The 21,797-nt window shown below is 66.7% G+C and carries 24 protein-coding genes; 11 read left to right on the forward strand and 13 right to left on the reverse strand.

All coding sequences use genetic code 11. The annotated features are described in order from the left end of the window. Positions 1 to 8: 8 nt before the first annotated feature. The 13 genes from ACREYQ_RS31510 to ACREYQ_RS31570 all read right to left on the reverse strand — a co-directional run bounded on the left by ACREYQ_RS31510 (position 9) and on the right by ACREYQ_RS31570 (position 12,008). Positions 9 to 380 carry a hypothetical protein gene (locus ACREYQ_RS31510; RefSeq protein ID WP_432262812.1) on the reverse strand — a complete coding sequence of 124 codons (372 nt, stop codon included), beginning with the start codon at positions 378 to 380 and terminating at the stop codon, positions 9 to 11. A gap of 70 nt (positions 381 to 450) precedes the next feature. Next, positions 451 to 3,543 (reverse strand): hypothetical protein, encoded by a 3,093-nt coding sequence (locus ACREYQ_RS31515; RefSeq protein WP_432262813.1) that lies wholly within the window; start codon positions 3,541 to 3,543, stop codon positions 451 to 453. A 268-nt stretch (positions 3,544 to 3,811) separates the two neighbouring features. Beyond that, complete coding sequence (locus tag ACREYQ_RS31520) at positions 3,812 to 4,762, reverse strand: hypothetical protein (RefSeq protein WP_432262814.1); 951 nt, start codon at positions 4,760 to 4,762, stop codon at positions 3,812 to 3,814. A gap of 59 nt (positions 4,763 to 4,821) precedes the next feature. Further along, positions 4,822 to 5,583, reverse strand: coding sequence for a hypothetical protein (locus ACREYQ_RS31525; protein ID WP_432262815.1), 762 nt, complete (start codon positions 5,581 to 5,583; stop codon positions 4,822 to 4,824). 5 nt (positions 5,584 to 5,588) lie between these two features. After that, the gene (locus tag ACREYQ_RS31530; protein WP_432262816.1) at positions 5,589 to 6,692 is read right to left on the reverse strand and encodes a toxic anion resistance protein; all 1,104 of its coding nucleotides are present in this window, start codon (positions 6,690 to 6,692) and stop codon (positions 5,589 to 5,591) included. Positions 6,693 to 6,720: 28 nt separating this feature from the next. Further along, positions 6,721 to 7,533 (reverse strand): hypothetical protein, encoded by an 813-nt coding sequence (locus ACREYQ_RS31535; protein WP_432262817.1) that lies wholly within the window; start codon positions 7,531 to 7,533, stop codon positions 6,721 to 6,723. Next, positions 7,530 to 8,345, reverse strand: coding sequence for a DUF6884 domain-containing protein (locus ACREYQ_RS31540; protein ID WP_432262818.1), 816 nt, complete (start codon positions 8,343 to 8,345; stop codon positions 7,530 to 7,532). Before ACREYQ_RS31540 ends, ACREYQ_RS31535 begins: the two co-directional genes overlap by 4 nt. After that, the gene (locus ACREYQ_RS31545; protein WP_432262819.1) at positions 8,339 to 8,587 is read right to left on the reverse strand and encodes a hypothetical protein; all 249 of its coding nucleotides are present in this window, start codon (positions 8,585 to 8,587) and stop codon (positions 8,339 to 8,341) included. The genes ACREYQ_RS31540 and ACREYQ_RS31545 overlap by 7 nt, the downstream gene beginning before the upstream one ends. 127 nt (positions 8,588 to 8,714) lie before the next feature. Further along, a complete protein-coding gene (locus ACREYQ_RS31550) occupies positions 8,715 to 9,044 on the reverse strand; it encodes a hypothetical protein (protein WP_432262820.1) in 330 nt (109 codons plus the stop codon). A gap of 151 nt (positions 9,045 to 9,195) precedes the next feature. Continuing rightward, positions 9,196 to 9,588 (reverse strand): hypothetical protein, encoded by a 393-nt coding sequence (locus ACREYQ_RS31555; RefSeq protein ID WP_432262821.1) that lies wholly within the window; start codon positions 9,586 to 9,588, stop codon positions 9,196 to 9,198. A gap of 144 nt (positions 9,589 to 9,732) precedes the next feature. Then, positions 9,733 to 10,470 carry a hypothetical protein gene (locus ACREYQ_RS31560; protein WP_432262822.1) on the reverse strand — a complete coding sequence of 246 codons (738 nt, stop codon included), beginning with the start codon at positions 10,468 to 10,470 and terminating at the stop codon, positions 9,733 to 9,735. A 112-nt stretch (positions 10,471 to 10,582) separates the two neighbouring features. After that, a complete protein-coding gene (locus tag ACREYQ_RS31565; protein ID WP_432262823.1) occupies positions 10,583 to 11,437 on the reverse strand; it encodes a hypothetical protein in 855 nt (284 codons plus the stop codon). A gap of 46 nt (positions 11,438 to 11,483) precedes the next feature. Further along, on the reverse strand, positions 11,484 to 12,008 hold the full coding sequence (locus tag ACREYQ_RS31570) for a hypothetical protein (protein ID WP_432262824.1): 525 nt from the start codon (positions 12,006 to 12,008) through the stop codon (positions 11,484 to 11,486). A gap of 91 nt (positions 12,009 to 12,099) precedes the next feature. Between ACREYQ_RS31570 and ACREYQ_RS31575 the strand changes: the two genes are divergently transcribed. From ACREYQ_RS31575 to ACREYQ_RS31625, 11 genes are all read left to right on the forward strand, one after another. Next, positions 12,100 to 13,083: a hypothetical protein gene (locus ACREYQ_RS31575; RefSeq protein ID WP_432262825.1), complete on the forward strand. Its 984-nt coding sequence runs from the start codon at positions 12,100 to 12,102 to the stop codon at positions 13,081 to 13,083. A gap of 11 nt (positions 13,084 to 13,094) precedes the next feature. After that, positions 13,095 to 13,442 (forward strand): hypothetical protein, encoded by a 348-nt coding sequence (locus ACREYQ_RS31580; protein WP_432262826.1) that lies wholly within the window; start codon positions 13,095 to 13,097, stop codon positions 13,440 to 13,442. 2 nt (positions 13,443 to 13,444) lie between these two features. After that, the gene (locus ACREYQ_RS31585) at positions 13,445 to 13,618 is read left to right on the forward strand and encodes a hypothetical protein (RefSeq protein WP_432262827.1); all 174 of its coding nucleotides are present in this window, start codon (positions 13,445 to 13,447) and stop codon (positions 13,616 to 13,618) included. 16 nt (positions 13,619 to 13,634) lie between these two features. Continuing rightward, complete coding sequence (locus ACREYQ_RS31590) at positions 13,635 to 15,569, forward strand: ankyrin repeat domain-containing protein (protein ID WP_432262828.1); 1,935 nt, start codon at positions 13,635 to 13,637, stop codon at positions 15,567 to 15,569. An 11-nt stretch (positions 15,570 to 15,580) separates the two neighbouring features. Continuing rightward, positions 15,581 to 17,092 (forward strand): DUF5710 domain-containing protein, encoded by a 1,512-nt coding sequence (locus ACREYQ_RS31595; protein WP_432262829.1) that lies wholly within the window; start codon positions 15,581 to 15,583, stop codon positions 17,090 to 17,092. A gap of 74 nt (positions 17,093 to 17,166) precedes the next feature. After that, positions 17,167 to 18,153: a hypothetical protein gene (locus ACREYQ_RS31600; protein ID WP_432262830.1), complete on the forward strand. Its 987-nt coding sequence runs from the start codon at positions 17,167 to 17,169 to the stop codon at positions 18,151 to 18,153. A gap of 104 nt (positions 18,154 to 18,257) precedes the next feature. After that, positions 18,258 to 19,964, forward strand: coding sequence for a M30 family zinc metallopeptidase (locus ACREYQ_RS31605; RefSeq protein ID WP_432262831.1), 1,707 nt, complete (start codon positions 18,258 to 18,260; stop codon positions 19,962 to 19,964). Between the two features lie 46 nt (positions 19,965 to 20,010). Beyond that, entirely contained in the window at positions 20,011 to 20,310 is a 300-nt protein-coding gene (locus ACREYQ_RS31610; RefSeq protein WP_432262832.1) for a hypothetical protein, read from the forward strand. 67 nt (positions 20,311 to 20,377) lie between these two features. Further along, positions 20,378 to 20,737 (forward strand): hypothetical protein, encoded by a 360-nt coding sequence (locus ACREYQ_RS31615; RefSeq protein ID WP_432262833.1) that lies wholly within the window; start codon positions 20,378 to 20,380, stop codon positions 20,735 to 20,737. After that, on the forward strand, positions 20,682 to 21,245 hold the full coding sequence (locus ACREYQ_RS31620; RefSeq protein ID WP_432262834.1) for a DUF6036 family nucleotidyltransferase: 564 nt from the start codon (positions 20,682 to 20,684) through the stop codon (positions 21,243 to 21,245). The genes ACREYQ_RS31615 and ACREYQ_RS31620 overlap by 56 nt, the downstream gene beginning before the upstream one ends. A gap of 80 nt (positions 21,246 to 21,325) precedes the next feature. After that, on the forward strand, positions 21,326 to 21,763 hold the full coding sequence (locus tag ACREYQ_RS31625; protein ID WP_432262835.1) for a hypothetical protein: 438 nt from the start codon (positions 21,326 to 21,328) through the stop codon (positions 21,761 to 21,763). The last annotated feature ends 34 nt before the right edge of the window (positions 21,764 to 21,797 follow it).

The raw sequence follows: 21,797 nt of genomic DNA on the forward strand, positions 1-21,797 counted from the left end.
GTCAACTCCTACTTTTCCTGTGGGATCGCAATGACATTACGCAGCGCCGCGTCCACGCCGCCGCTATCCCTGAATTCGCGCCACATCTGGTGATGGGCTGCGCAGTAATGCAGTTCGTGGCCGATTTCGTGGGCGTGGTCGGCGCACATCGGGCGATCGCAAGTCTTGCCCTCGCCCACCGGGTAGTCGCACAGGAAGGCGCCGACCGCCGCGCAGTCGGCACAGTGCTGGCCCAGCTCGCCGCAAATGAAGAACGTCTGTCCGGCGCTGCGGCTTTTGGCTTCGCAATAGGCTTCCCACGAGCGCAGATACCCCATGCGCACCCACTCCTCGTATTCAGCGCGGGTCGGTGGTTTCACTTGGTGCTGGTAGCACGGCATCGTGTTCTCCTCGTGGGCACGCGGCAGGCGTGCGAAATGGCTGGCGTGCGGCCAGCTGCGTGGCTGGCCGTCATGGCTCGTACGCGCCTTGATCCGGTGCGCTCGGCCGTGGCGCTGGCGCTGAGCGCTGCTGGGGCGGCACCGTCTTCTGGGAGGCCCCCTCGAAATACCGCGCCAGCGCGGCGCGCCGGCGATGTCCGGGATGGCTCAGGTCCAGCGGATCGATGTCCGCGATCGCCGACAGGATCTGCGCCGGATCGAAGACAATGAGCTCAGTCGCAAAGGCCGGCAGGTCGCGCAGGGGATCAATGGGCGGTCGGCCATCGACGTCCTCGTCGACCACCACTATTCCGTCGTACCCGCGCGCCTGCAGGCGCGCAAGGAAGGCCGGGTCGTGCCCCGGGGCATACTGCGCGCGCACGGCCACCTTGGTGAGGTCGATCACATAGGGCCGGCGCATCAACAGGTAGACTGGATAGACCACCTCGCCACCGGGCTGCTGGGCCGTGGTCGCATAGGCGGCCGCAGCGTCCGGGTCCGGGGTGAAATAGCAGGCGCGACCATACTCCGACTCCACGCGTCCGGCCGTCATCGCCTGATCCAGTGCAAAGGTCGAGAACGATGCCCGGGAACCATGAAAAACGACCATGGGCACTCCATCGGCATCGCGCACCACGCTGTCGGCGAACCACTGCGCAAACGGCCCCTCAGGGCGCTCCGCCGTCGGCGCCAGTGCCGCCGACGCGGTACGCGCGAAGCGAATGTCGGGATTGTCGGCGTCATAGGTGCCGGCGTTGCCGATGGCGGACTTAATCTGCTCCGGCCTCCATGCGACCACATGCAGGATGTGCCCGTCCCGGTTCGTCCAGACAATGCCGTCATGCCCGGCCTCCTCCGCCATATTGCGGACGGCGCTCCCGCCGCTCGCGGTCACCCCGATGCCCTTGTGGAGTTCCTGTAGCTTTCGTCCGTCCGGAAGCCGCCCTTGCTGGATGACGAACGGGTTGTTCAGCGAAACGTAGACCGGCTGGACATTGGGCGCATCGCCCTTCCCGTATTGCTCATTGATCGCGTAGCTGCTCGCTTCCTCCGGGTTGTAGGTGAAATAGAAGCCCTTGCCCGCGAGACCTTCGTCGCTGGCACCGAACGTCTTGATGTCATACCGGTCGAAATCAGATTTCGTGCCGTGGTAGAGGACCAGCGGTGCACCTGTTGCATCCACGATTTTCGAGCCCGCGAACCACGCATCGAAGGCGGCGTCTCGTAACGCGCCCTCTTTCCGGGGCGGGCGCACGGCAGTCCGGCACGTGACGAGCGCGGCGCTCGCGTCGGCGTCTGCCCCGGGGGTCGCCAGCTCGGGCGCGAGGCGCAGCGCCTGCACCGGAATGTCGTCATACGTCGCGAACCAGCGCTCGCCCGCGATCGGCTCGGTGGTCGCGTCGGGCTCGAAGTCGAGCCCCTGCGTGGCGATCGCGTAGACGTCAAAGCCCGCGCCGCCCGCGCTGGCGGTGTCCGAGACGAACACGGCGGCCATGCCGGTGCGGTCGGCCGCCACCCGCAGGCCCTGCGCAAGGATCTGTGCGCGATGTTCGCGCGGCGACAGGTGGTAGACGATGGCAGGAACCGCTTGCGCGTCGGTCAGCGTCGGCTTGTCCAGCCGCGCGCGCCGATCCGCCAGCTTGGCGCGGGTGCGCGCGAAGCGGATGTCGTCCACGGTGGCATCGAACGTGCCCACGTTGTAGACGCTCTTCACCTGTGCGGGGTGGAAGGCGACCACCTCCCAGTGCGCGGCCAGCTCGGGGTCGGCGTAGGCGTTGCCCACCACGACGCCGTCGTAGCCGGCCGCTTCGAGCTCGGCGCGGATCGCGCGCGCCTGCTCGGGCGTGGTGGCGGCCGCCCGGTCGGCCGGCCAGACATAGGGATGTTGCAGCGACACATAGGCGGCGATCACGCGCGGCGCGCCCGCTTCCTCTCCAGCGCCTGTTTCGACCAGCTCGCCCGCGTAGGCCGATGCCGTGGCCGGGTCAGCGGTCAGGTAGATGCCGCTGCCGTACCAGCCCGGATCCGCATCCGTGCCCCGATGGGGGCGGAACACGGCGAAGTCCGCCGTGCTGCCGTGGTAGCAGATCCGGGGCGTGCCATCCGCGTGGCGCACGTGGCTGTCCTTGAACCACGCGCTAAACGCGGCCTCGCGCTGGGCGGCGGACATCGCGAGGCCGTGGCGCGCCAGTGCCTCGCTGCCGAGCCCCGGCGGCAAGGCGAACGGATTTGGGGCGACCGCTGTCGGCGTCCCCACCGCAGGCGCCGGCAGCGGCTGGGCGCCATCGCGGCGAAAGCGGATGTCCGGGTTGGCCGGGTCGTAGGTGCCGACGTTGAACACGCTCTTGATCTGGTGCGCGTCGAAGGCCACGATCTGGGTGGCCCCGTTCCAGCCGCGCCGGCGCAGATCGGCATGGTCGCTGAAGATCGCGCCGTCGTGGCCGAGCGCCCGGTAATGCGCCACCCAATGGGCGCTGCCCGCGCTCTCGATCTGTGCGGCGTTGAGATACACCGGGTTGCGGATCGCGAGATAAACCGGCACGACCCGCCCGGCGTCGCGCTGGCCGATGTCACGGATGAAGCTGTAGCTCGGGTCAGGCGTGAAGTAGTGACCATCGCCCGAGGGCCGCACTTCGGTGGTCTGCACGAGCGCCCGGCCGAGGAGGCGGCGCAGGTCCGTCAAGCGCCGCACGGTGTCGTCGGCGGGATCGTCGGCTGCCGGCGTCGCCTCGCCCTGCGCGCGCCGATACGTCGCCATGGCGTGGGCTTCGCGCTCGCGCATGGCCAGCGCCGCCTCGGCGCCGAGCTGCACGGCGTCGGCCAACGCCCCGTAGTGAAAGGCCTCCGGCCGGCGGCTCCAGTCCCCCGCCACGTCCCAGCTGTCGACCCGGTCGAGCGCCGCGCCGTCGAGCCGGTACACGGTCACAGGCGCGTGCGCCACGAACACGCTGAAGTCCGCTGCGGTGCCGTGGTAGCAGATCAGGGGCACGCCGTCGGCAACGATGCGCGAGCCGGCGAACCACGCCGCGAAGGCGGCAGACCCCGGACCCGCCGGGCCCGCCGCACCGGACAGGGCAGCGACATCAGCATCGACAGCGGCGACAGGAACGGTAGCGGGAGGCATGCCTTGGCACGACGGAACGTCTGGGATTCGCGATGGTGCGATTGTAGCGAGCGACCCCACTTAGTCGCCACTTTCTACACGAAAAATAGGGGATTCGGTGCAGACGCGCACGGGAAAAACATTTATTTTGCGCTAGGAGCCGGCGCGTCCGACGGTTAGTTGCATTCTGAGGATGACCCACGATCGGCGGACCGCAAAAAGGCCCGGTCGATGCCGGGCCTTGGGTGATGCGACGCGAGGCGGCCCCGTGACGGGCGCGCCGGGAGCGTCAGCGCGCCGTCGCGGCGGGCAGCCAGCCCTGTACCCGCCGCACGCGCGCCGCGATGACACCGCCCAAGCCGGCGAGGCCGAGGCCGGCGGCCAGCAGTAGCGCGCCGAGCGCCAGCCCGATGCGGCCCCAGCGCTGCGCGCGGCGGGCCGCCCGCGCGGTGTCGGCCTCGTAGGCCTTGGCCGCCTCGCTTTGCGCACGGCCATGGGCGGTGCGCTCCAGCACATAGCGAATGCCCGGGTCGACCGGCGTCGTGGCCGGCATCCGGGCCAGCGACTGGCGCAGGGTGGCCAGATAGGCCGCGTCGAGATCCTTGGTGCTATCACTGCGCGGGCGCTGCAGCTGCCACTGGTCGCGCTGCGCCAGCAGATAGGGAAGGCCCCCGTGCGTGTCGCTGGCGTCTTCCACCATGGCGGGCTCGAATGCCCCCGACTGGACGGCGGACACGATACGCTCGCGGGCACCAACCCCGGTCACGTCGCTCAGCGCATCGATGACAGTCGGCACGCCCCAAGCGCCCAGCATCAGCGTCCCGCTCACAAGCAGTGACACGAGCGGTGGCGCAACCTCCTTCTTGGCCGCGACAACATAGCCATGCAAGGCTTGCCCCATCATGACGACCGACGCCAGACCCATCGTGTAGCGGAAAATGGCGCCGCCGACCGACGCCAGCGCATCCATGCCCGTGGCAATGGCCGCGCTCAAATGTCCGCCCCCGCCGTTGCTCGCGGCGCGGATGCCGACGGGAATATCGACCGTCGTCAGGGCGGTCGGCAACAGGTGTCCGGCGCCCGACAGGCCGTAGATCCCGCCAGCGACCAGCACCGCACCGCCCACCCCGGCGACCGCCCCGGCGATCAGCAGGCGCTGGCCGCGTGTGCGCAAGCGGGCAAACGACCCGGCCATGGTCGCGGGCAGCACCACGGCCGGCGCGATGCCGGAAGTGCCCATGGGGAAGGCGGTAGCCACCGGCGCCGTGACCGACCCACCGCGTAGGGTGAGGGGTGGTTTCAATTCGTCCGTCCCAGTGCGTGCTGGATGCGATCGACGCGCAGCTGCATGGCGCGCCCCACGAGATACGCGAGCCAGCCGAGGATCACGAGCGGCACCGCGCCCGCGTAGCCCAGCACGCCCCAGCGCCGCGCTTGGGCGCGCTCCACCTCGACGGCCCGCGCCACACTGCGGGCAGGCGCGCTGGTCACGCGTTTCAGGGCGTAGTCCTCCAGTGCGTAGAGCGTGCGCGCGTCGTAATGCTCCGGGTGCGTATCGACCTGTGGCGCGAGCCGCTGGACCAGTGTGCGCAAGGTCTTCTGGATGGCCTCATAGTCCGCCGCGTTCTTGGTCAGGGCGTAGTACGCCGACTGGGCCAGCACATAATCGGCCTCGGGCGAGGCCAGCGGCTGGCCGTCGGCCTTGCGCCAATTGGCGTCCTGCAGCACGCCGTCGTAGACATAGCGGCGCAGCTTGTCGAGCTCGCCGGGCTCGTCTGCGAAGCCTTCGGCAATCACGGCCGGGATGTCGGCACCGGTCAGTCCCTTGGGCAGCTGCGTCGTGAAGGTCCCACGCGACACCATCCAGCTGGCGGCCACGGCAAGCAGCCCCACGGCCATCACCTGCATGCCACGTGTCATCACCTTGGCGGCGCGCGTCTGCAGGCGCTCGAAGGCCGGCTGCAGGGTGGCCGGCATCCGGATCGTCACCCGGGCCGGCTCGGCCATGGCCGCGCGCAGGCGGTCGCCCATCAATCCCGTCGTCTCACGCGATGGCGTCATGATCGTCATGCCTTGCCGGTGGCGCGCGTGAGCTTCCCCTGCAGGTCACCGCGCATGGCCAGCAGTTCGCGCTCGACCTTCTGGTTGGATTGCGCCCCTTCCTGCTGGACACGGATCACGTCCTGCACCGTGTCGATCAGTTCCTGCTGCACCGCCTTGAGCGTATCGATGTCGATCACGTGGCGCTGGTTGGACTGGGCGGTGGCTACCGCATTCTGGTGCAGCAGCTTGGCATTGCGACGCATGAACGCGTTGGTGGCGTCATCGATGTTCTGCGCAAGCTCCACCGCATTCTCCTGCTCGTTCAGGCTGAGCGCGAGCACGAAGTCGCGCTTCCATGCCGGAATCGTGATCGTGCGAATGGTGTCGAACTTCTCGACCAGCGTCTGGTTGTTTTGCTGGAGCACCCGGATAAAGGGCAGGCTCTGCAATGCCGCATGCTGCAGCACCTGCAGATTGGCCACGCGCCGGTCCAGATTGGCCGCGACGCTGTCGAAATCGGCTACCTGCTGCACCTCGGCCGGGCTCTGTGCCGCTGCCCGCAGGGCTTCGGCCTGTGCGCGGATCTCGCCGAGCCGCACCTTGCCGGCGGCGACGTGCAGGCCGAGCAGGCGGTGCTCCCCCTGCACCGACTCGAACATGGTCTGCAGCGTGCCGTTGCGCGCCACGAGCCCGGTACGCGTCGCTTCGACTTCGCTGACCAGTGTCTCGATCTGGGTCTTGGCGGACTGGAACCGGTCCTGCACACTCACCGCGCGGCGACGCATCCAGTCGATCGCCGGGCCCACGACGGGCAGCCGCGAACGGCGGTCCGAGAGCGCGCCCATGTTCACATCGCGGGCGATGTTCACGACAGCGGTGAGCTTCGCCCCGGCCTCGTCGAGGTCGCGGTTATTCACCTGCCCCAGCAGGATGTCGGCGTAGCCCGACGCATGACTATCGATTGATTGGCCGAACTCGGCCACGGTCAGCGGATTGCTCGCGTCGATCTGTTGCGCGAGGCTCTGGATCTCGGCGAGATCGTCAGGCTTGAGGCCAAGCTCCGCCAGCGCCTTGTCATGGAGCACGGCCGGCAGGGTCGTCGGGGAGGTCACGATGGGGGTGGGCATAGGTTTCCGGGTCAGGTTTAGCGCAGGTTCAATGCAGGGCCGCCGGCGGTTGCACGCTGCGGTCGAGGCTATTCAGGAGGTCGTCATGGGCCTTGGTCGCGGCGGCGATCTTGTCGCTGGACAGGTCCGCGTTGTTCAGCAGGCCGATGATGTTGCTGCGCCAGACCGGCAGCAGCACCGTACAGGTATCCGAGAAGCGGTCCAGCATGCCAATGGCATTGGCCCGGGCGATCCCCAGCTGCACCACTTCGGCTTCGGTCGACTGCAGCAGCATGGCCAGATTGGTCACCCGGCGCGCAAAGCGCTCGCGCGGGTTGTCAAAGGCAAGGGCTTCGGTGGGCGTACCCGCCTGCGGATGCTCTGCAAGGTATTCGCGGCCGGCCTGTACACAGGTGCGCAACTCGGCGATCTGGCCCGCGTTCGCGGCAATCGTCGCTTCGATCTCCCCGATCAGCGTGCGGACCGCCGCGGCAGTCTGCTGGGCGGCCTTGACCCGCTGTTCGAGCTCCAGACGCGAGACCTGATAGCGCACGTTCGCCTCGATCTCGCGACCCATCAGCTGCGAAAACCACGTCGGCTTCCGCAGGATCTTCTGCGGGTGGGCGCCATTGAGCCCGTCGATCACCGCACTGATCTGCTGATGCAGCAGGCTCACCGGCGAGTTCTCCAGCTTGGCCGACAGCGCGGAGAGCACGGCCGCCCCGCCGTCTTCGCCGCCATAGCTGCCGATGCGTGCGGTATCCACGAACAGCGCCGGGAGGACCACGGTCTTGAGCTCGTGCAGCCGTGCCGGCACAACTGCGGTGGAGGTGGGAGGTTGGGTGGAGTCGGTGACGGTCATGCTGGAAGTTGGAGGGACATCCGACTATCGGCAGGGGCGTGCGCAGCTTGACCACCCGAAAGGTGGGCATGCCATGCCGCCCGCACGTCGCGGGTGTCGGTTACCGATTGATTGTGAAGCCAGCGGCGCAGCTGACCCAGTTGCTCGCCAATACCGCCCTGCACCGCCAGCACGCGCACATGCACCGGCAGGCCGGCGTCGCGCAGCGCTTCGGTCAGGACACGGCGATAGTGCGCGCCGCCCATCACGAGGATGTCGGTCGGCCGGACCCGGGCGATATCCGCCGCCAGATCACGGCGAAGCTTGTCGTCGTCCAGAAACTGCTGGGCCCGGGCCTCATCCATGCGGCGGTTGTAGTCCGGAATGCAGGTTTGCGCCGAGATCAGGCCGAACTGCGCCGACAGGATGCGCATGGGCAGCCGATTGCCCAGCACGGGCAGACTGTTGCGCAGCACCCGATAGGCCGGCCCATCATAGCGGTCGATGGCGCGCAGGGGCTGCGCATCATGACGCTTGGTATCGCTGCACGCGATCAGCAGGTAGGGCTGCCGCACGGGCTGGGCGCGCAGGGCTCGTGCACGGCGCAGCTCGCCCCGTACGATGCCACGCAGGCGCTGGGCTTCCTCACGGTAGTAGGCCGCGTGTTGGGGTCGATCGGCCGCGCGCTCGCGCTGCGCGTGCAGCACGGCCATGCGCCGGCATTGCAGCGCGGACAAGACCGCTTCGCGCGCTGACGAGCCTTCCCATGCCCCGGCAAAGGCGCGGGCATACCAGCGGCTGAATGGCGCAAGGGGATCGACGCGGCTCAGCATGTGACACCCCGGCAGGCTTCACACCAGCCGGCCGGATCCGCCAACTGGCGCTCGGCGGTCTGGCGCAAGCGATGATTGCAGATGGCGCCATGCGTCTCGCAGACGGTCGCCCATTGGCCATCGCTCGCATCGAGGCCGGCCGGCCCGGCCGCATAGAGGCCGACCAGCACGGCACCGGCCCTGCGCTGGGTCACGCAGCCGGCCAAGCCGTTAAAGGCATAGTCGTTGGATTTGTCACGCATTGAAATGGCGTCCCACGGGTGTGTTGTTGGATCCATTGTGTATCGTAATGATACTTTGCGCAACAGCTATTTTACTCATTGAGTGCTATTCGAACCGGCGTCACGCAGGGTCCCTGTCGCGGACGTGTCACGAGACCTGCGGCAGCTCCTTGTTGTAGGTCATGAGGAACTGGTCGAACTGGAGTGCCGCACGCGGATGGTCGCGGAAATAGCGCAGCGCGAGCAGCACGAACGCGACCTGCTTGGTCACGCTCTGCTTGCTGGTCATCATGCGCTTGACGCTGACCTCCGACAGCCCCAGCGCATCAGCCATGGCCCGATAGTCCGCGAAGCCCAACGCATCCTTGAGCGCCACGAGTTGGTCGACGCTCAGGGCGCTAGTGCTCTCGCCCTCCTTGGCCGCCTTGGCGGCCTTGGCAGGCGTCGCACGCTTGGGCGCCACCGCAGCGGAGCGCATCGTCTTGTCTGCCGGGCGCGCTTTCGGTTTGGGAGCGGGCGCGGCGCGGGCCGGCGATCGGGAGGGTGACGCAGTCTTAACGGTCATATACGGAATTGGAGAATGTCTAGTATCAGCATGATACTCGGCCAGTGGCGCAACGCCAAGGCCGCTACCCGCGTGACCGGCGCGCGGCGCGCTGGGTCCGCTGGCCGGCGGCCAGCCTGCGGGCGATCGAGAACAGCATGATGCGCTCGGCGTCATAGTCGGGCTCATGCATGAAGGCCGTCCAGTCCCCGTAGGGATAGCCGGGATCAAAGCCGGGCCAGTTGTTGCCGGTGGGCGCCCTGACCTCGACGACGCGATCGCCGCGCGCCCAGAGCAGCCCCCAACGCGGGGGCAGGTCCTCGGGAACGATCAGCCCTTCGGGGCACAGATAGAAGCGGTAGACGCCCAGCCCGCCAGACTGGCGTTCCGGCTTCCTGAAGTCGGCACGAAAGTCCGCGCGCGAGGTCTTGCACTCGACGATGGCCGTCGCATGGGTCCGGTAACCGATCGCATCCATCTGCTCGCGCAGCCCGCCGCATGCAGCTCGGACGCCGTCACACCGAAGCCGCGCCGGCGCAGCCAGCGCTCGGCGAGCTGCACGAGCGAGGCATGCAGCGCGCGACGCGCAAGTGGGCCCGGTTTGGCGAGGTTCTGCTCCACCTTAACGGTCGCCGCGCTCGCGGGTCCGTTGGGCCAGCATGTCGATCATGCCCACGGTCTGCTGCAGGCTGACCGCATCCCGTGCGGCCGAGCGCCCCAACGATACGCTGCACAGGATCGAGCGCGCGCAGGCGCGGTCAACGGCGCGTAGCCCCCGCATCGCGTCCCCGGTCGATTCCGCCTGCATCATCCCGATCGCGCGCAGCAGGATCTCCCGCCGGGTGACCGGATCGAACGCGTCCTTGGGGCCCATCGTGACCATCAGGCCCAAGCCAAAGGCCGTGCCGGCGCCCCGGGCGGCCTCCTGCCAGCAGCTGTCGGGCTTGCGCTCGCAGTCCATGGTGGCCGCAAGGTCCTGCCGGCGCTGCTGCTGGTAGGCCGCGACCGCATCGCGTGCGCGGGCCTGCGCCACGACCACGCCAAGCCCAGCCAGTCCCTCATAGAGCATGAGTACGGCCGCCACGGCCATGACGCGCCGCAGGAGCTGAGGCGACTGGGCGGCCTTCGCGTAGGGCCGCCACCAGCGATACAAGAGGCTGCCTCCGTTGAGGACCAGCAGCCCGGCGGCCAGTGCGAGCACGGTCTCGAAGCGCACCCGGCTGGCCAACAGGGACAGGCCGACGACGGCCAGCAGGTTCAAAACAGCCAACAGCACGTCGAGGGCCCGGCGCAGGCGTGCTGCGGGGGCGCGAGGCATGGCGGTGGCGTCAGTGGACGCAATGGGATTCGGGGTTGACATGGTTAGTCTGCGTGGACCGCCCTCTTGGTGCGGCGCCAGTCGTCGCGATTGGGGTCGATCCTGCGCCCGGGCGGGCGCAGCTCGGGTGGGTTAGGTGGGTGGTTCGGTTGGTTCAATGACGGCCGGTTTCGAGCGGCAGCGGGCCCGTGGCCCGCGCAAAGCTGGTGGGGTGCTCGGCACGGATCAGGCGGCTCTTGCCATCGGCGTACCAGATACCGTGCCCCCATTCGAGCAGCCGCAGGTCTTCCTCCAGCGACCGGTAGGACGGGCTGCCCCACGCAAAACCCATGAAGGAGGGCGCGGCGGGCCACGGGCCGATCACGTGCTGGGCGTAGTGGCACGATGCCGCCGTCTCGACCCGGTGGAACAGGAACTGGCGGGCGTACGCCGCCACGTCGGTGGCCTCCTGTGCAATCTCCGGATCGCTGAACACGAGGTTGTGGCCGGCCGCACGCAGCCGTTGCGGCAGCCCCGCCAGCCCCAGCGCCTCGCCGGCATAGCGCCCAGCGATTTCGTTGAAGACGAACAAGATCGGGCCGAGGCTCGCGCCGAGGTCACGGGCGGCAATGGCGCGCAGCATGCGGGCCGTGCGCGCGCGCCAGACCGGCAGCTCGCCGTGGCTGCGGTTGGGCACACAGTGCCCCACACCGCCCCGGGCGAACAGCTGGGCGACCACCGCCGGGTCGTCGGTGCTGTCGTCCGTCGTGCAGAACGGCACGCTATGTCGCTGCGCCTGCTGGCGCAGCGTCGCGCCAATCGGTGGATGCAGGTGCCCGTCCATCCACAGCACCGCCCCACCCTGCGCCAGCGTCTGCTCCCCGAGCGCCGCCAGTGCCAGCGTGCGGCCCGAGCGCCGCGCGCCGATGGTGCGCAGACAGAATCGCTGGGGCAGCCGCACGGGCCGCCCTTCGGCCAGTCCCAGCCGCCAGCCGGGCGCACCGGCCGCCTCGTTAGCCTGACGGCGCATGACGTGCTGCAAGTCCATCGGATGACCTCCCTTGGGCCGGCCCGCTTTAGCGGGCGAACATGCGGGTTGCGCTGGGGGTGACCGCCGTGCGGCGCGCCTCCTCATAGCGCGCCTTGGTGTAGAGCGGAATGACCCGGTTCACACGGGTCACCACCACCGCCTCGCCCTCCCCCCGGCCATGACCAAAACCCAGCAGGCGTTGGCTGGCGAGCAGATCCACCAGCGCCAACTCCGGCACGAAGATCTCGATGGCCGTCTGGGGCAGCGTCTCGTCCAGCATCTCGACCGGCTGGGTCAGCAGCGTGAGCCCATCGCCGAAACCGAGATAGGCGCTGTGCAGGGGCAGATGCGCGAGCCACGGTGCCTCGTCTGCGTGCATCGTCAGCATCCAGCCTGCCTCGTCCTGCGCCAGCGCGAACAGGTCCGACAGGGTCGGCAGCAGGCGCACGCCCGGAAAGGGCTGCTCCATCTGCTGTATGCCGCTCTCATCACACGAGTTGAGCCACTTGAGGAAGTCGATGACCGCCACGAGGTCATCAGCACGCGAATCTAATGTTTTTTTCGTATCCATATGAGAAGGATAACCGCAAATCATGAGCTGGTGTCTCTATAAAACATGATTCTTGTGTAGAATTTGCGACAACCATTACCCCGGAGTCTTCATGTCGGTCACCGACGAGCCCCTTTCCCTGCACATGCTGGATGGCGTGGCCGCTGAAACGGCGGCCAGCCTCCCGCCGCGCCATCTGGCGGCGGGCCTCGACAGCCGGCTCCTCATCGACCGGGGCACCACATCGGTCGCGCGACGCGTCTGCGCGGTGCTCAAGATCACCTCGGCGCTGATGAACGCCGTGGTCGTGCATCCCGGCAGTGACAGCAGCGACGAAGACATCGTGGCCGCCAGCCGGGACCTGATGCAAAAGGCGCAGGACATGGCCGACGCGATGATCCAGCTCGCGGAGCTGGACAAGCACCGCACCTCCGACGCGCACCTGATCGACAGCCTGTGCGCCCAGTCGGCGGAAATCGTGGCGCTGAACTGGCGCCTGAGCCATGCCACGGGCAAGCACGAGCTGTCGGTCCCGCTCATCACGGAGATGATCCGGGGCGCGCTGGAGAAAGCCGAGCTGGACCTGCCCGAGGGCGGCGCCTTCGCGCTGGACCAGCTCACCGCGCAGCGGGTCGCCCTGATTTCGGTGATTCCCGAACTGCACAGCGTGGTGGTCAATATCTATGACTACTTCGCGCCGGACCCGGAAGTGCTGGTGCAGGCGGCGGTGCGCGCCGTGCTCGACATCACCGACTACGGCATCAAACGCCTGAACGGCGGCATGCCCGACGAGCAGGGCCGCGCGGCCGTGGCGCAGGCACTGGTACCGCAGATGGGCGCCCTCTACATCCAGAACTACCGCTATCACGCGCGCAAGGACGTCGAGGTGCTGCGCGGCATGGACCGCGTCGAACGCGCCCGTCGCCTGCACGAATACCGCCTGACGGGCTTGCCCACCGAGCACATCCACGAGAGTTTCCGTCGCCTCGCCAAGCGGACCATCGACATGGTGTTCGAGGCCTTCCCCCGGATCCCGAGCCTTGACCTCTCCGCCGCTGCCGGCGGCGTGTCGCATGGCGCCGAGAGCCAGTATTGAGAACCGTATCCATGAGCCTCCACCTGTTCGGCAAGGCACTGCGTGTGCGCGAACCCGATGAATTCGCTGACGACGACAGCTACCTGACCATTCCGGCCCTCCACCAGCTGGCCGGCGTCGCCCAGACCATCGGCAACAAGCTCACCAACGAGGCGCGCAACGCCCTGTTCTTCGAGCGCAATGCCGACCCGGAGCTGCGCGCCGTCAAGGTCGAGCTCGGCTTGCAGCATCTGGAGATGGTGCGCAACGCCCAGCCCGATCCCGACTACTTCCTTGGCGCCAAACGGCCGGACCCGCATACCTACGTGACCGCCGGCAACGACGAGTGGCTGCCCAAGCCCGATACCCCGGCTCCCTGACCATGACTGTCTATACCCCTGCGGCCAACGGCGCCGCGCACGACGCCGACGCGCCAACGCCCTTTTGCAGCCAGCGCGCCATCGCCCGCGTCCTTGCTACGAGCCTCGGGCCCGTGTTCCCGGCCACGTTGACCCTGCCCCCGTCGGCGCGCACTGCCGCGCCCCAGCCCTACTGATCCGGAATCTCCCGCCATGACCACCGACACGTTCACCCGTACCTACCGCATTCCGGTCGACAACCTGCCGCGCGTGCGCGAGGTGATTGCCCGGATCAACAAGCGGGCGAACAAGCTCGGCATGCAGCCGTTGACGTTGCAGATTGGCGAGGCCAAGCTGGGCATGGCCACCCGGGTGGCCTTGAGCGACGGCCGCACACAGGCCGACAAGACCGAGACCCAGATCGCGCCGGTAACCATCGGCGGGCAACAGCCCGTGCTGGCCGGCTACGCCTTCGTGGCCAAGCTCGACTTCTCGGCCGGCCCCTCGCCGCTCGTGCTGGGCACGGACGAGATCCCGGCCGAATACCGGACCTGCAGTCCCGACTGCGACCACTGCAAGAAGGCCCGCGAGCGCCACACGACCTTCGTGCTGCGCGAGATCGAATCGGGCCGCCATCTGCAGGTCGGCCGCTCGTGCCTGACCGACTTCTTCAACGGCGACGATCCCTTTGCCCTGACCGCATGGCTGCAGGCGCTCTACGAGATCCACGATGATCTGAGCGACTACGAGGAGTACTACGGGGGCGACGCCACCGCCAACCGCGTGCCGGTGGAACAGGTCCTCGAAGCGGCCTGTGCCGAGGTACGCGTGAGCGGCTACCTCTCCAAGGAGAAAGCGGACGCCATGCTGCTGCTGTCCACCGCTGACGCGGTGCGTGAGCATTTCCTGCCGCGCCGGGGCCGCTCGACGGTGGCACAGGTGCAGCCGGCCGATCGCGAAAAGGCCCAGCGCGTGCGCGCATGGCTCGCTTCGCCCGAGGTCGATGCCGAACGCAACCAGTCGACCTACATGCACAACATCGCGACGCTCGGCAGCGCCGAGACGGTGGCGATGCGCTTCGTCGGCATGCTGAGCTCTGCCGTTGCCGCCTTCGATCACCACGAACTGCGCCGCCTGACTGCGGAAGATACCCGCGAAAGCCAGTACATTGGCGAGCCCGACGGCAAGATCGAGCGTGCCGTGACCATCCTCGGCCGCAGCCTCATCCCCGGCGACCGGTACGGGGACAAGATGCTGTATCGCCTGCGCGATGACGACGGCAACGTGATGGTGTGGTTCTGCACCGGCGCCGACATCGGCGTGCCGGGCGAGCGCCTGCACATCACCGGTACCGTCAAGGAGCACCGGGAATACAAGGGCGTGCGCCAGACCACCCTGCTGCGCGTGACCGCCGCAGAGAACAAGCTGTACGAAGCCATCGAGGAAGGGCGCGCGGCCAGTGCGATCGCCAAGCTGGCCGCCCAACCCATCGAGATCGACCGCCTGCACCACGTGCATCGCCTCACGCCGCTGATGGCGGCCGCCCGCGTGGGTCGGACGGCCGTCGTGCAGACGTTGCTCGATAGTGGCGCGGACCCCAACCGCACGGATGGCCAAGGCTTTACGCCTGCGCATTACGCCGCAGGACTGGGCTATACCAACACCGTCGTGGCGCTGGAGGATGCCGGGGCCGATCTGGCGGCCGTCGCGCGCGACGGTAGCACCCCGCTGTCGCTGCTCGAAGCCGACCAGACCGCGCTGCTCGATGACGTCCGCCGCTTCCGCACGCCCGAGGTGGACACCGACGAGCGGATCTGGCAGCGCGATGCCGAGTATCCCGTCAAGGGCCTGATGGCCAAGCAGGAGGCGCTTGACTGGTTCGTCGAGGAATGCGAGCGCCACGCCGCTGAAGGCCAAGGCGACCTGCGCGCCCAGCTGGCCCACCAGCCTTACAACTTCGATGTGGTGATCGACATGGCTTCTGGCAAGCCGGCGCTGCTCAACGGCCGCCGCACGGTGGCCTACGCGCTAAGCGAAGGCAGGAAGACGGTCACGGCCCTCGTCGGCCTCAAATGCCCCGAGGCTGTCGTCGACGCCACCCGCACCCCGAGCCAAGAGCTCGGCGGGGTAACTATTTCGGACCAATAAGAACGAGATCCATGCAACCACGCATTCAATGGGGGCATCATGCCCGCTTCAAAAGTCCGGTCGTCTCCGACTTCGCGACCCTCGTCAATCCACACATCCTGATTACCGGGGGTACTGGCGCGGGTAAGACGCACCAGTTACGCACGATCATCAGCCAGATCATCGGTAGTGCAGGCAATCGTCCGCCGCGCATCCATATCTTCGACATCCACGGCGATATCCGTGTCGACGACGCGAGCGAGGTGATGTTCTCTGAGCAGAGCGACTTTGGGCTGAACCCGCTGCGCATCGGCGCCGATCCGCACTTTGGCGGCCCGCGCCGCGCCATCAACGGGGTGCTCAAGACGCTGGACAAGACCGGCTACAAGCTCGGCGACAAGCAGCGGGCGTGCCTACGCAACATCCTCAACGACGTGTACGAAGAGCACGGAATCCGACAGGACGACCCCTCCACATGGGTGGTGGATGAATCGGAATCCCGCCTGCTCGGGGGCGATAGCGGCGCTCGGCTCTACCTCAACGTGCCGCGTGAAGAAAAGGACGACGCGAAGGCCTTCGGCGCACGCTGGGACCGGGAGACGATCTGCTGGTGGGTGCCAGTCGACGAATACGTGGGAGGCATCACGCGCTGGCCTCCGAAGACTACAGGCCGCACCCATCCATCGCTGGATGATGCCCTGCGCTTCGCCCGGCGCAAATACCTCGAATCCTTTATCGGCGCCGACAAGGAAGCGGTTACGCAGCTCGAACGCGTCAATGCCATGGCCGCAAATCTGCGCCGCAAGACCTTGCAGGCGCTCAAGGCTGGCAATCGCGATTTCCGCGACGAGGAAGCCGAAGCCGAACTCGACAAGCTCAAGCAGCGCGCCGTCGATACCTTCAAGGAGGCCGTCACCGCCATCAAGACGGGTACCGAACTGGACGACATCACGAAGTATGACTCCACCGAAGTCCTCAAGGGTGTGATCGACCGGTTGGAGAACCTCATCGGCATTGGCGTGTTCAAGCCCAAACGGCCGCCCTTCGACCCGACCAAGCCGGTGTGGCGATACAACCTGCGCCCCCTCGATCTCGAATCGCGCAAGCTGTTCGTGCACTTCCTGTTGCGGGACATGTTTCTCAAGGCGCTGGAGCGGGGTGAAACGCAGGATTTGGTGGAGCTCCTGCTGCTCGACGAGGGGAAAGCCTTCATTGATGACGAAGAGGACAACATCTTGCTCACCCTCGCCCGAGAAGTGCGCAAGTTTGGCACCGGCATGATCTGCGCGAGCCAGAGCCCGACGCACTTCCCCGACGATTTCAACGCCGCGATGGGCACCAAGGTGATGCTGCGCATCGACGAGAGCTTCTGGAAGACCGCTGCCCGAAAGATGCTGCTTCCGGAAGAACAGATTCGCGCCATCATCCCGCGCAAGACCTGCCTCATCCAACGCAAGGAAGCCGGGAAGGCCAACGGCAGCGAGTGGGTGCCGGTAGAACTCGGACAGCCCACCGAGGCCCGCCGCATGGAAGCCGTCGGCTGACAGCAACTCCGCACCCCATGCCCCCAGAGCCGGCTTCAGCCGGCCAAACCACCACCTCGACCCTTCGACACCCCATGAAGCCACTGCAGGATATTGTCCGCATTGCCAAGGAATGGCATTGGGATCTGGCCACGCTGCAACAAAAGCGCCGAGCACTCACCAACGCCTATAGCCTTGCAGCATTCCATGACCCCCAGACGCTCGCGGTGTTTGCCCACGGCGACGAGCTCGTGCGCGCCCGTCAGTGGCGCGGCCGCGCCGCCGTCGAAACCTACAACATCCATGTCGAGAGCTGGGATCTGCGTGCCATTGATCTGTTCGAATGGGAAGCGGTGCAGGCCGCCGCCGGGCGCCACACGCACGCCGATGGGCGAACGGCCCGCATCTTCGTGACCCTGCCCGTCTGGGTATCACCGGAGGCGGCGACGTCGTTGCCGGTGACCCCGCTCTATCCGCGCACCGCCTTGTGTCCGCAAGGCTACGGCGTATTCGAGCAGATCGACAACCAGTTGCACCTGCTCGCCGCCTATCACCGGGGGCATGCGGACCGGGCCCGGTTGCTCACGTGCGAACTACTGGTGCATGACGAATCGAGTGCATCGGCCATCCAGAAGGCGCTGACCGCGATCGAGTCGCCGGCGGCGCCGAAGGACTGGAGGCGCATCAACGCGGAGGACTTGGCCGCCATGGCCAAGGCCAATGCCGCGCCGCGCGGCACCAAGTTCCCGCAGGTCTTTCGTCAGGACGCTAAGCGTGCCGACCCGGCCTACTTGCCGGTGTCCGGCGTCTCGCCGGCGTGGAGCGTCGAAGACTTCCTCGACTACGCCGCCACACCCGCCTTTGCAGAACTGGTGAGCGTTGCCGATCGCGCGACCGGCATCGGTCTGCCGGCGGCGAAGGCGGCGATTGCACGCGCCATCTTCGATTACACCGGGCCGCATACCGAGCCCGGCGACGCCTTCGATCTCACCGGCTTCGCTAGGTTCTGCGCGGGCCGTTTCGAGCGTCGCGCGCCACAGGCCCAGTCGGCCAAGGCCGCGTCCTGCGCACTCGAACTCTGACGGCGGCCCCCCCGACGTTGGGGGTGCTGGCTTCACGACGCATTGCCGTTATCGGCAACAGGCCGTGCGCATGCCGCACGGTGACAACCACAAGGAGAATCACAATGCGCAACTCGCGCACATTGGCACGTTCGGGGTCCTTTGCTTTGGCACTGCTCGCCGCAGCGGTGCTCACCGCTTGCGGCGGTGGCGGCGGTGACGATGCCGGCGGTTCGCAGGCCAAAGCCGCCACCCCTAACACAACCACCGCCACGCCGGGCACGTCGAGCCCGTCGAGCCCGGCCGGCCCGGTCACGACGACCAGTCTGGTGACGCCCGCCTGTTCCGGCTGCGGCACCGTCGACGCGACGACCTATGCCGGCTCGGGCGTGGGTGTGTGGCAGACCATCAATGCCTCGGCGGCCGCCATCGATGTGCCCGTCAGCATCGCGGGCGTGAACGGTCAGGACGTGACGCTCGTGTTCACGAACCAGACCGCTGTGCCCCAGCCCATGCCCAGCATTTCACTCACGGCTTCCTACTATTGGTCGGTGGCCGAGAGCCAGCTGCGCTGGGCATCCGACGCTGAGCTCGACAAAACGCGCATTGGGGAATTCAACCGCGAGGGCTGGACGGGACTGGCCAACAAGGGCGCAGCGCCGAATCGGTCGCTAATCGGGGGCCCCAGCCGCTCGGTCGTCAACGATATCAAGACGTGGTACCACTCCGACAATTCCGCACGCACGGCGACGCTGGTGCGCCAGCGCACCGCTTCGGACGGCACCACGATCAACTTCTGGGTCGAGAATGCCGAGAACGATCCGACCAAAGTCAGTTCGACCATCCTCGACGCGCTGGACGCGGGCTTTGTGTCCGCCGGCAAGATCTACGACATGCTCAAGAGTGTCGGTGGCCCGATGTGGGGCACCCACAGCTACAGCAACCTGATCTCGCCCACGGGTCAGCCGATCGATATCGTCGTGCTGAACTTCGACCACAACAACACGCCGTTTGGCATGGTCGGGTACTTCTTTGCCCGCAACGCGCTTGTCAGGGACGCTTCCAATCCGTACAGCAACGAGTCGGTGTCGCTCTATCTTGATTCGGAAACGCTCTACAAGGGTGGCGCCGCAGGCCTGAAGGCCATGCTCATGACGATGGCGCACGAAGGCATGCACATGCAGAACTTCTATCGCCGTGGCGTGGTGGGTGGCCCGGCCTACCAGTTCGACACGTGGCTGGAAGAGGCGACGGCCATGATGATGGAGGACTTTGCGAGCCATGCGATCGATCCCACCTACAACAACGTGCGGGATGTCCGCTTCCCAGACTTCGTGCGGTACGCCGGCGGCTCGTACAACTGCAGCCTGCTCGACTGGACCCCGTTCGGCGCCTCGTGCGACAGCTATGCCGTGTCCGGCTCGCTGGGCGGCTACCTCGATCGTCAGCTCGGACTGGGCTTCTACAAGAACCTGCTCGCGAACCTGACCACGACGGATTCCGTCGCGGCACTGGACGCCGCTATTAAGACCGTGGCCCCGAGCTCTTCGTTCACGGACCAGCTGCGTCGCTTCACCGTAACCGCCAGCTCGCTTATGCCCGCAGCCGCGAGCCCGACGGGCTTTGGCTTCCCGGCGCGGGTGGATGGCGGCTTCTCGCTCCCGGTGATCGACCCGCCGACGTTGGCCCCGTATCGCACCCTCACGCAGGCTGTGCCGGCCACGTTGCAGCCCTACGCCAGCCTTCCTGTTGTACGCAAGGCGATCAAAGGCACCTACACGGAAACGGTAAAGGTCCCGGCAGGCACTACGCTGTCGATCGTGATCCAGTAAGCCATCCGGGGCGGCCATGGCCGCCCCCCCTTCCTTGGAGACCATTGTGAAACTATTTGTGGCAGCCACCGTGGCCGCCGTAAGCATGGCCAGCTGCGCGGCGGTGCCGAGCGTAGGCAGCGTGATCTCGCTCACGGGTGAGATCCACGTCAAGGGCAATGATCCATTTCCGACCGTCGTGCTGCAGACGAGCGATCAGGTCGTTTGGGAGCTCAGCGGCTACCCCGTTGCCGAGGCCCGTCAACATGCCGGCCAACCCATCCGCGTGACAGGCATCGTGCTGCGCGCGCCGGGTGCTGATACGTGGCTACCTGCCATCAAGGTCGACGCCGATGCGTCTCGCTGACCGCCCGGCGGACGTTGGCTTCCGCGCTATACTGGAAGCGCCAGTCCATCCGACCGTGAAGCCCGCCATGGTTGCCCCCAGCCCTCCCCACAACGATCACCGCCGGCTCGACCTGCGCAGCCTCGCGCTGCACCGTATGGTCGCCGACAAGCTCGCCGCCAATCCGGCGCTACTGGAGGTCGCCCAGTGCAATCTTATCCGCTGGCGGGAGCACATGCGGGGCACGTGGCTGGACGAATGGGACGCGTACTTGAACGGCCCATTCGACCAGCTCTTGGCTTTCCTTCGGGAAGACAGCGAAACCGCCACGCGACTTCGTCAATCCAGCCCCTTTGCGGGCATCCTGACTGAACAGGAACGACTGGCCATCTATGAATCGTACTCAGCTCGAACACATCATCCGGGCCGCGAGCCGCATCTCGGGTGACAAGGAAATCATCGTCATCGGCAGTCAGGCCATTCACGCCATGGCGGAGCAACTGCCGGCCATCGCCTTCCAGTCGGCCGAGGCGGACGTCTATCCGCGCAACTACCCCGACAAGGCGGACCTGATTGACGGCAGTATCGGCGAGCTGTCGGATTTCCATCTTCACAACGGCTACCATGCGCAGGGCGTCTCGCCCACCACCGCCATCCTGCCGGCAGGTTGGGAGGAGCGACTGGTTCCGCTGATGAACGAGAACACCGACGGGGCCTGCGGTTTATGCCTAAATGTGCATGATTTGGCACTTTCCAAGTATGCAGCCAACCGCGAGAAAGACCGCCTGTTCAACCGCGCGCTGGTCGCCTATCAGTGCCTCGATTTCCGGACACTGAAGCAGCTTCTGCCCACCATGCCGTTGCCCGAGGCCCGGATCCGCGCAATCGGCTTTGCCATCGATGCGGATTTCCAACAAGCGCCGCGTCTGACGGCAGAGGACAGGCCGGAACCGTAAGACAATAGGTATCTCAACGTAACCGCTATGGCGCGGCTAGATCACCTGCGCTACAGTGACGAAAACCACGGAGCTTCATCATGATGAACGCACGCGACGCGCTGGGTCTGCAGGAAGATCTGGCGATCCTGAATGCAGGCAACGCGCATCGACGCGCGCCGGACTATCCAACCCCCGACGAGAGCGGCAACGCTGTCGCCGCCGTCGCGCTGGCGCTGAAAGCCCGCAACAATGATCTCGCTGGACTTCGGAAGCAACTCTCGGACACGAGTAACAGCCGGCACGATCAGATTGCATTCGCGTTTGCTGCTAAGTCTGTCATTGACTCGCTTATCCAGACGCTCTCGGAAGTGACAGGACAACCTGCCGAGGATGTGCAATCAACCGTGTACGAACTGTTGTCGCGGCGATATGACGCCGAGGTTGAAGGCATGATCCAGCGAAGATCCATCACGCGGGATGTCCGACAGGATCCTGAAGTTAGGAAGCGCCGTGATTGGTATATCCCCGCGCTTTGATGTGGATCTGCAGATAAAAATAGGCCGGCTAGAC

It is taken from the genome of Cupriavidus sp. TMH.W2 (assembly GCF_050847365.1).
Classification (GTDB): domain Bacteria; phylum Pseudomonadota; class Gammaproteobacteria; order Burkholderiales; family Burkholderiaceae; genus Cupriavidus.

Excerpts from the sequence above, each read along its gene's own strand:
- ACREYQ_RS31510 (WP_432262812.1), bottom strand. The coding sequence starts at position 380 with ATGCCGTGCTACCAGCACCAAGTGAAACCACCGACCCGCGCTGAATAC.
- ACREYQ_RS31515 (WP_432262813.1), bottom strand. The coding sequence starts at position 3,543 with ATGCCTCCCGCTACCGTTCCTGTCGCCGCTGTCGATGCTGATGTCGCT.
- ACREYQ_RS31520 (WP_432262814.1), bottom strand. The coding sequence starts at position 4,762 with ATGGGCACTTCCGGCATCGCGCCGGCCGTGGTGCTGCCCGCGACCATG.
- ACREYQ_RS31525 (WP_432262815.1), bottom strand. The coding sequence starts at position 5,583 with ATGACGCCATCGCGTGAGACGACGGGATTGATGGGCGACCGCCTGCGC.
- ACREYQ_RS31530 (WP_432262816.1), bottom strand. The coding sequence starts at position 6,692 with ATGCCCACCCCCATCGTGACCTCCCCGACGACCCTGCCGGCCGTGCTC.
- ACREYQ_RS31535 (WP_432262817.1), bottom strand. The coding sequence starts at position 7,533 with ATGACCGTCACCGACTCCACCCAACCTCCCACCTCCACCGCAGTTGTG.
- ACREYQ_RS31540 (WP_432262818.1), bottom strand. The coding sequence starts at position 8,345 with ATGCTGAGCCGCGTCGATCCCCTTGCGCCATTCAGCCGCTGGTATGCC.
- ACREYQ_RS31545 (WP_432262819.1), bottom strand. The coding sequence starts at position 8,587 with ATGCGTGACAAATCCAACGACTATGCCTTTAACGGCTTGGCCGGCTGC.
- ACREYQ_RS31550 (WP_432262820.1), bottom strand. The coding sequence starts at position 9,044 with ATGCGCTCCGCTGCGGTGGCGCCCAAGCGTGCGACGCCTGCCAAGGCC.
- ACREYQ_RS31555 (WP_432262821.1), bottom strand. The coding sequence starts at position 9,588 with ATGGATGCGATCGGTTACCGGACCCATGCGACGGCCATCGTCGAGTGC.
- ACREYQ_RS31560 (WP_432262822.1), bottom strand. The coding sequence starts at position 10,470 with ATGTCAACCCCGAATCCCATTGCGTCCACTGACGCCACCGCCATGCCT.
- ACREYQ_RS31565 (WP_432262823.1), bottom strand. The coding sequence starts at position 11,437 with ATGCGCCGTCAGGCTAACGAGGCGGCCGGTGCGCCCGGCTGGCGGCTG.
- ACREYQ_RS31570 (WP_432262824.1), bottom strand. The coding sequence starts at position 12,008 with ATGGATACGAAAAAAACATTAGATTCGCGTGCTGATGACCTCGTGGCG.
- ACREYQ_RS31575 (WP_432262825.1), top strand. The coding sequence starts at position 12,100 with ATGTCGGTCACCGACGAGCCCCTTTCCCTGCACATGCTGGATGGCGTG.
- ACREYQ_RS31580 (WP_432262826.1), top strand. The coding sequence starts at position 13,095 with ATGAGCCTCCACCTGTTCGGCAAGGCACTGCGTGTGCGCGAACCCGAT.
- ACREYQ_RS31585 (WP_432262827.1), top strand. The coding sequence starts at position 13,445 with ATGACTGTCTATACCCCTGCGGCCAACGGCGCCGCGCACGACGCCGAC.
- ACREYQ_RS31590 (WP_432262828.1), top strand. The coding sequence starts at position 13,635 with ATGACCACCGACACGTTCACCCGTACCTACCGCATTCCGGTCGACAAC.
- ACREYQ_RS31595 (WP_432262829.1), top strand. The coding sequence starts at position 15,581 with ATGCAACCACGCATTCAATGGGGGCATCATGCCCGCTTCAAAAGTCCG.
- ACREYQ_RS31600 (WP_432262830.1), top strand. The coding sequence starts at position 17,167 with ATGAAGCCACTGCAGGATATTGTCCGCATTGCCAAGGAATGGCATTGG.
- ACREYQ_RS31605 (WP_432262831.1), top strand. The coding sequence starts at position 18,258 with ATGCGCAACTCGCGCACATTGGCACGTTCGGGGTCCTTTGCTTTGGCA.
- ACREYQ_RS31615 (WP_432262833.1), top strand. The coding sequence starts at position 20,378 with ATGGTTGCCCCCAGCCCTCCCCACAACGATCACCGCCGGCTCGACCTG.
- ACREYQ_RS31620 (WP_432262834.1), top strand. The coding sequence starts at position 20,682 with ATGAATCGTACTCAGCTCGAACACATCATCCGGGCCGCGAGCCGCATC.
- ACREYQ_RS31625 (WP_432262835.1), top strand. The coding sequence starts at position 21,326 with ATGATGAACGCACGCGACGCGCTGGGTCTGCAGGAAGATCTGGCGATC.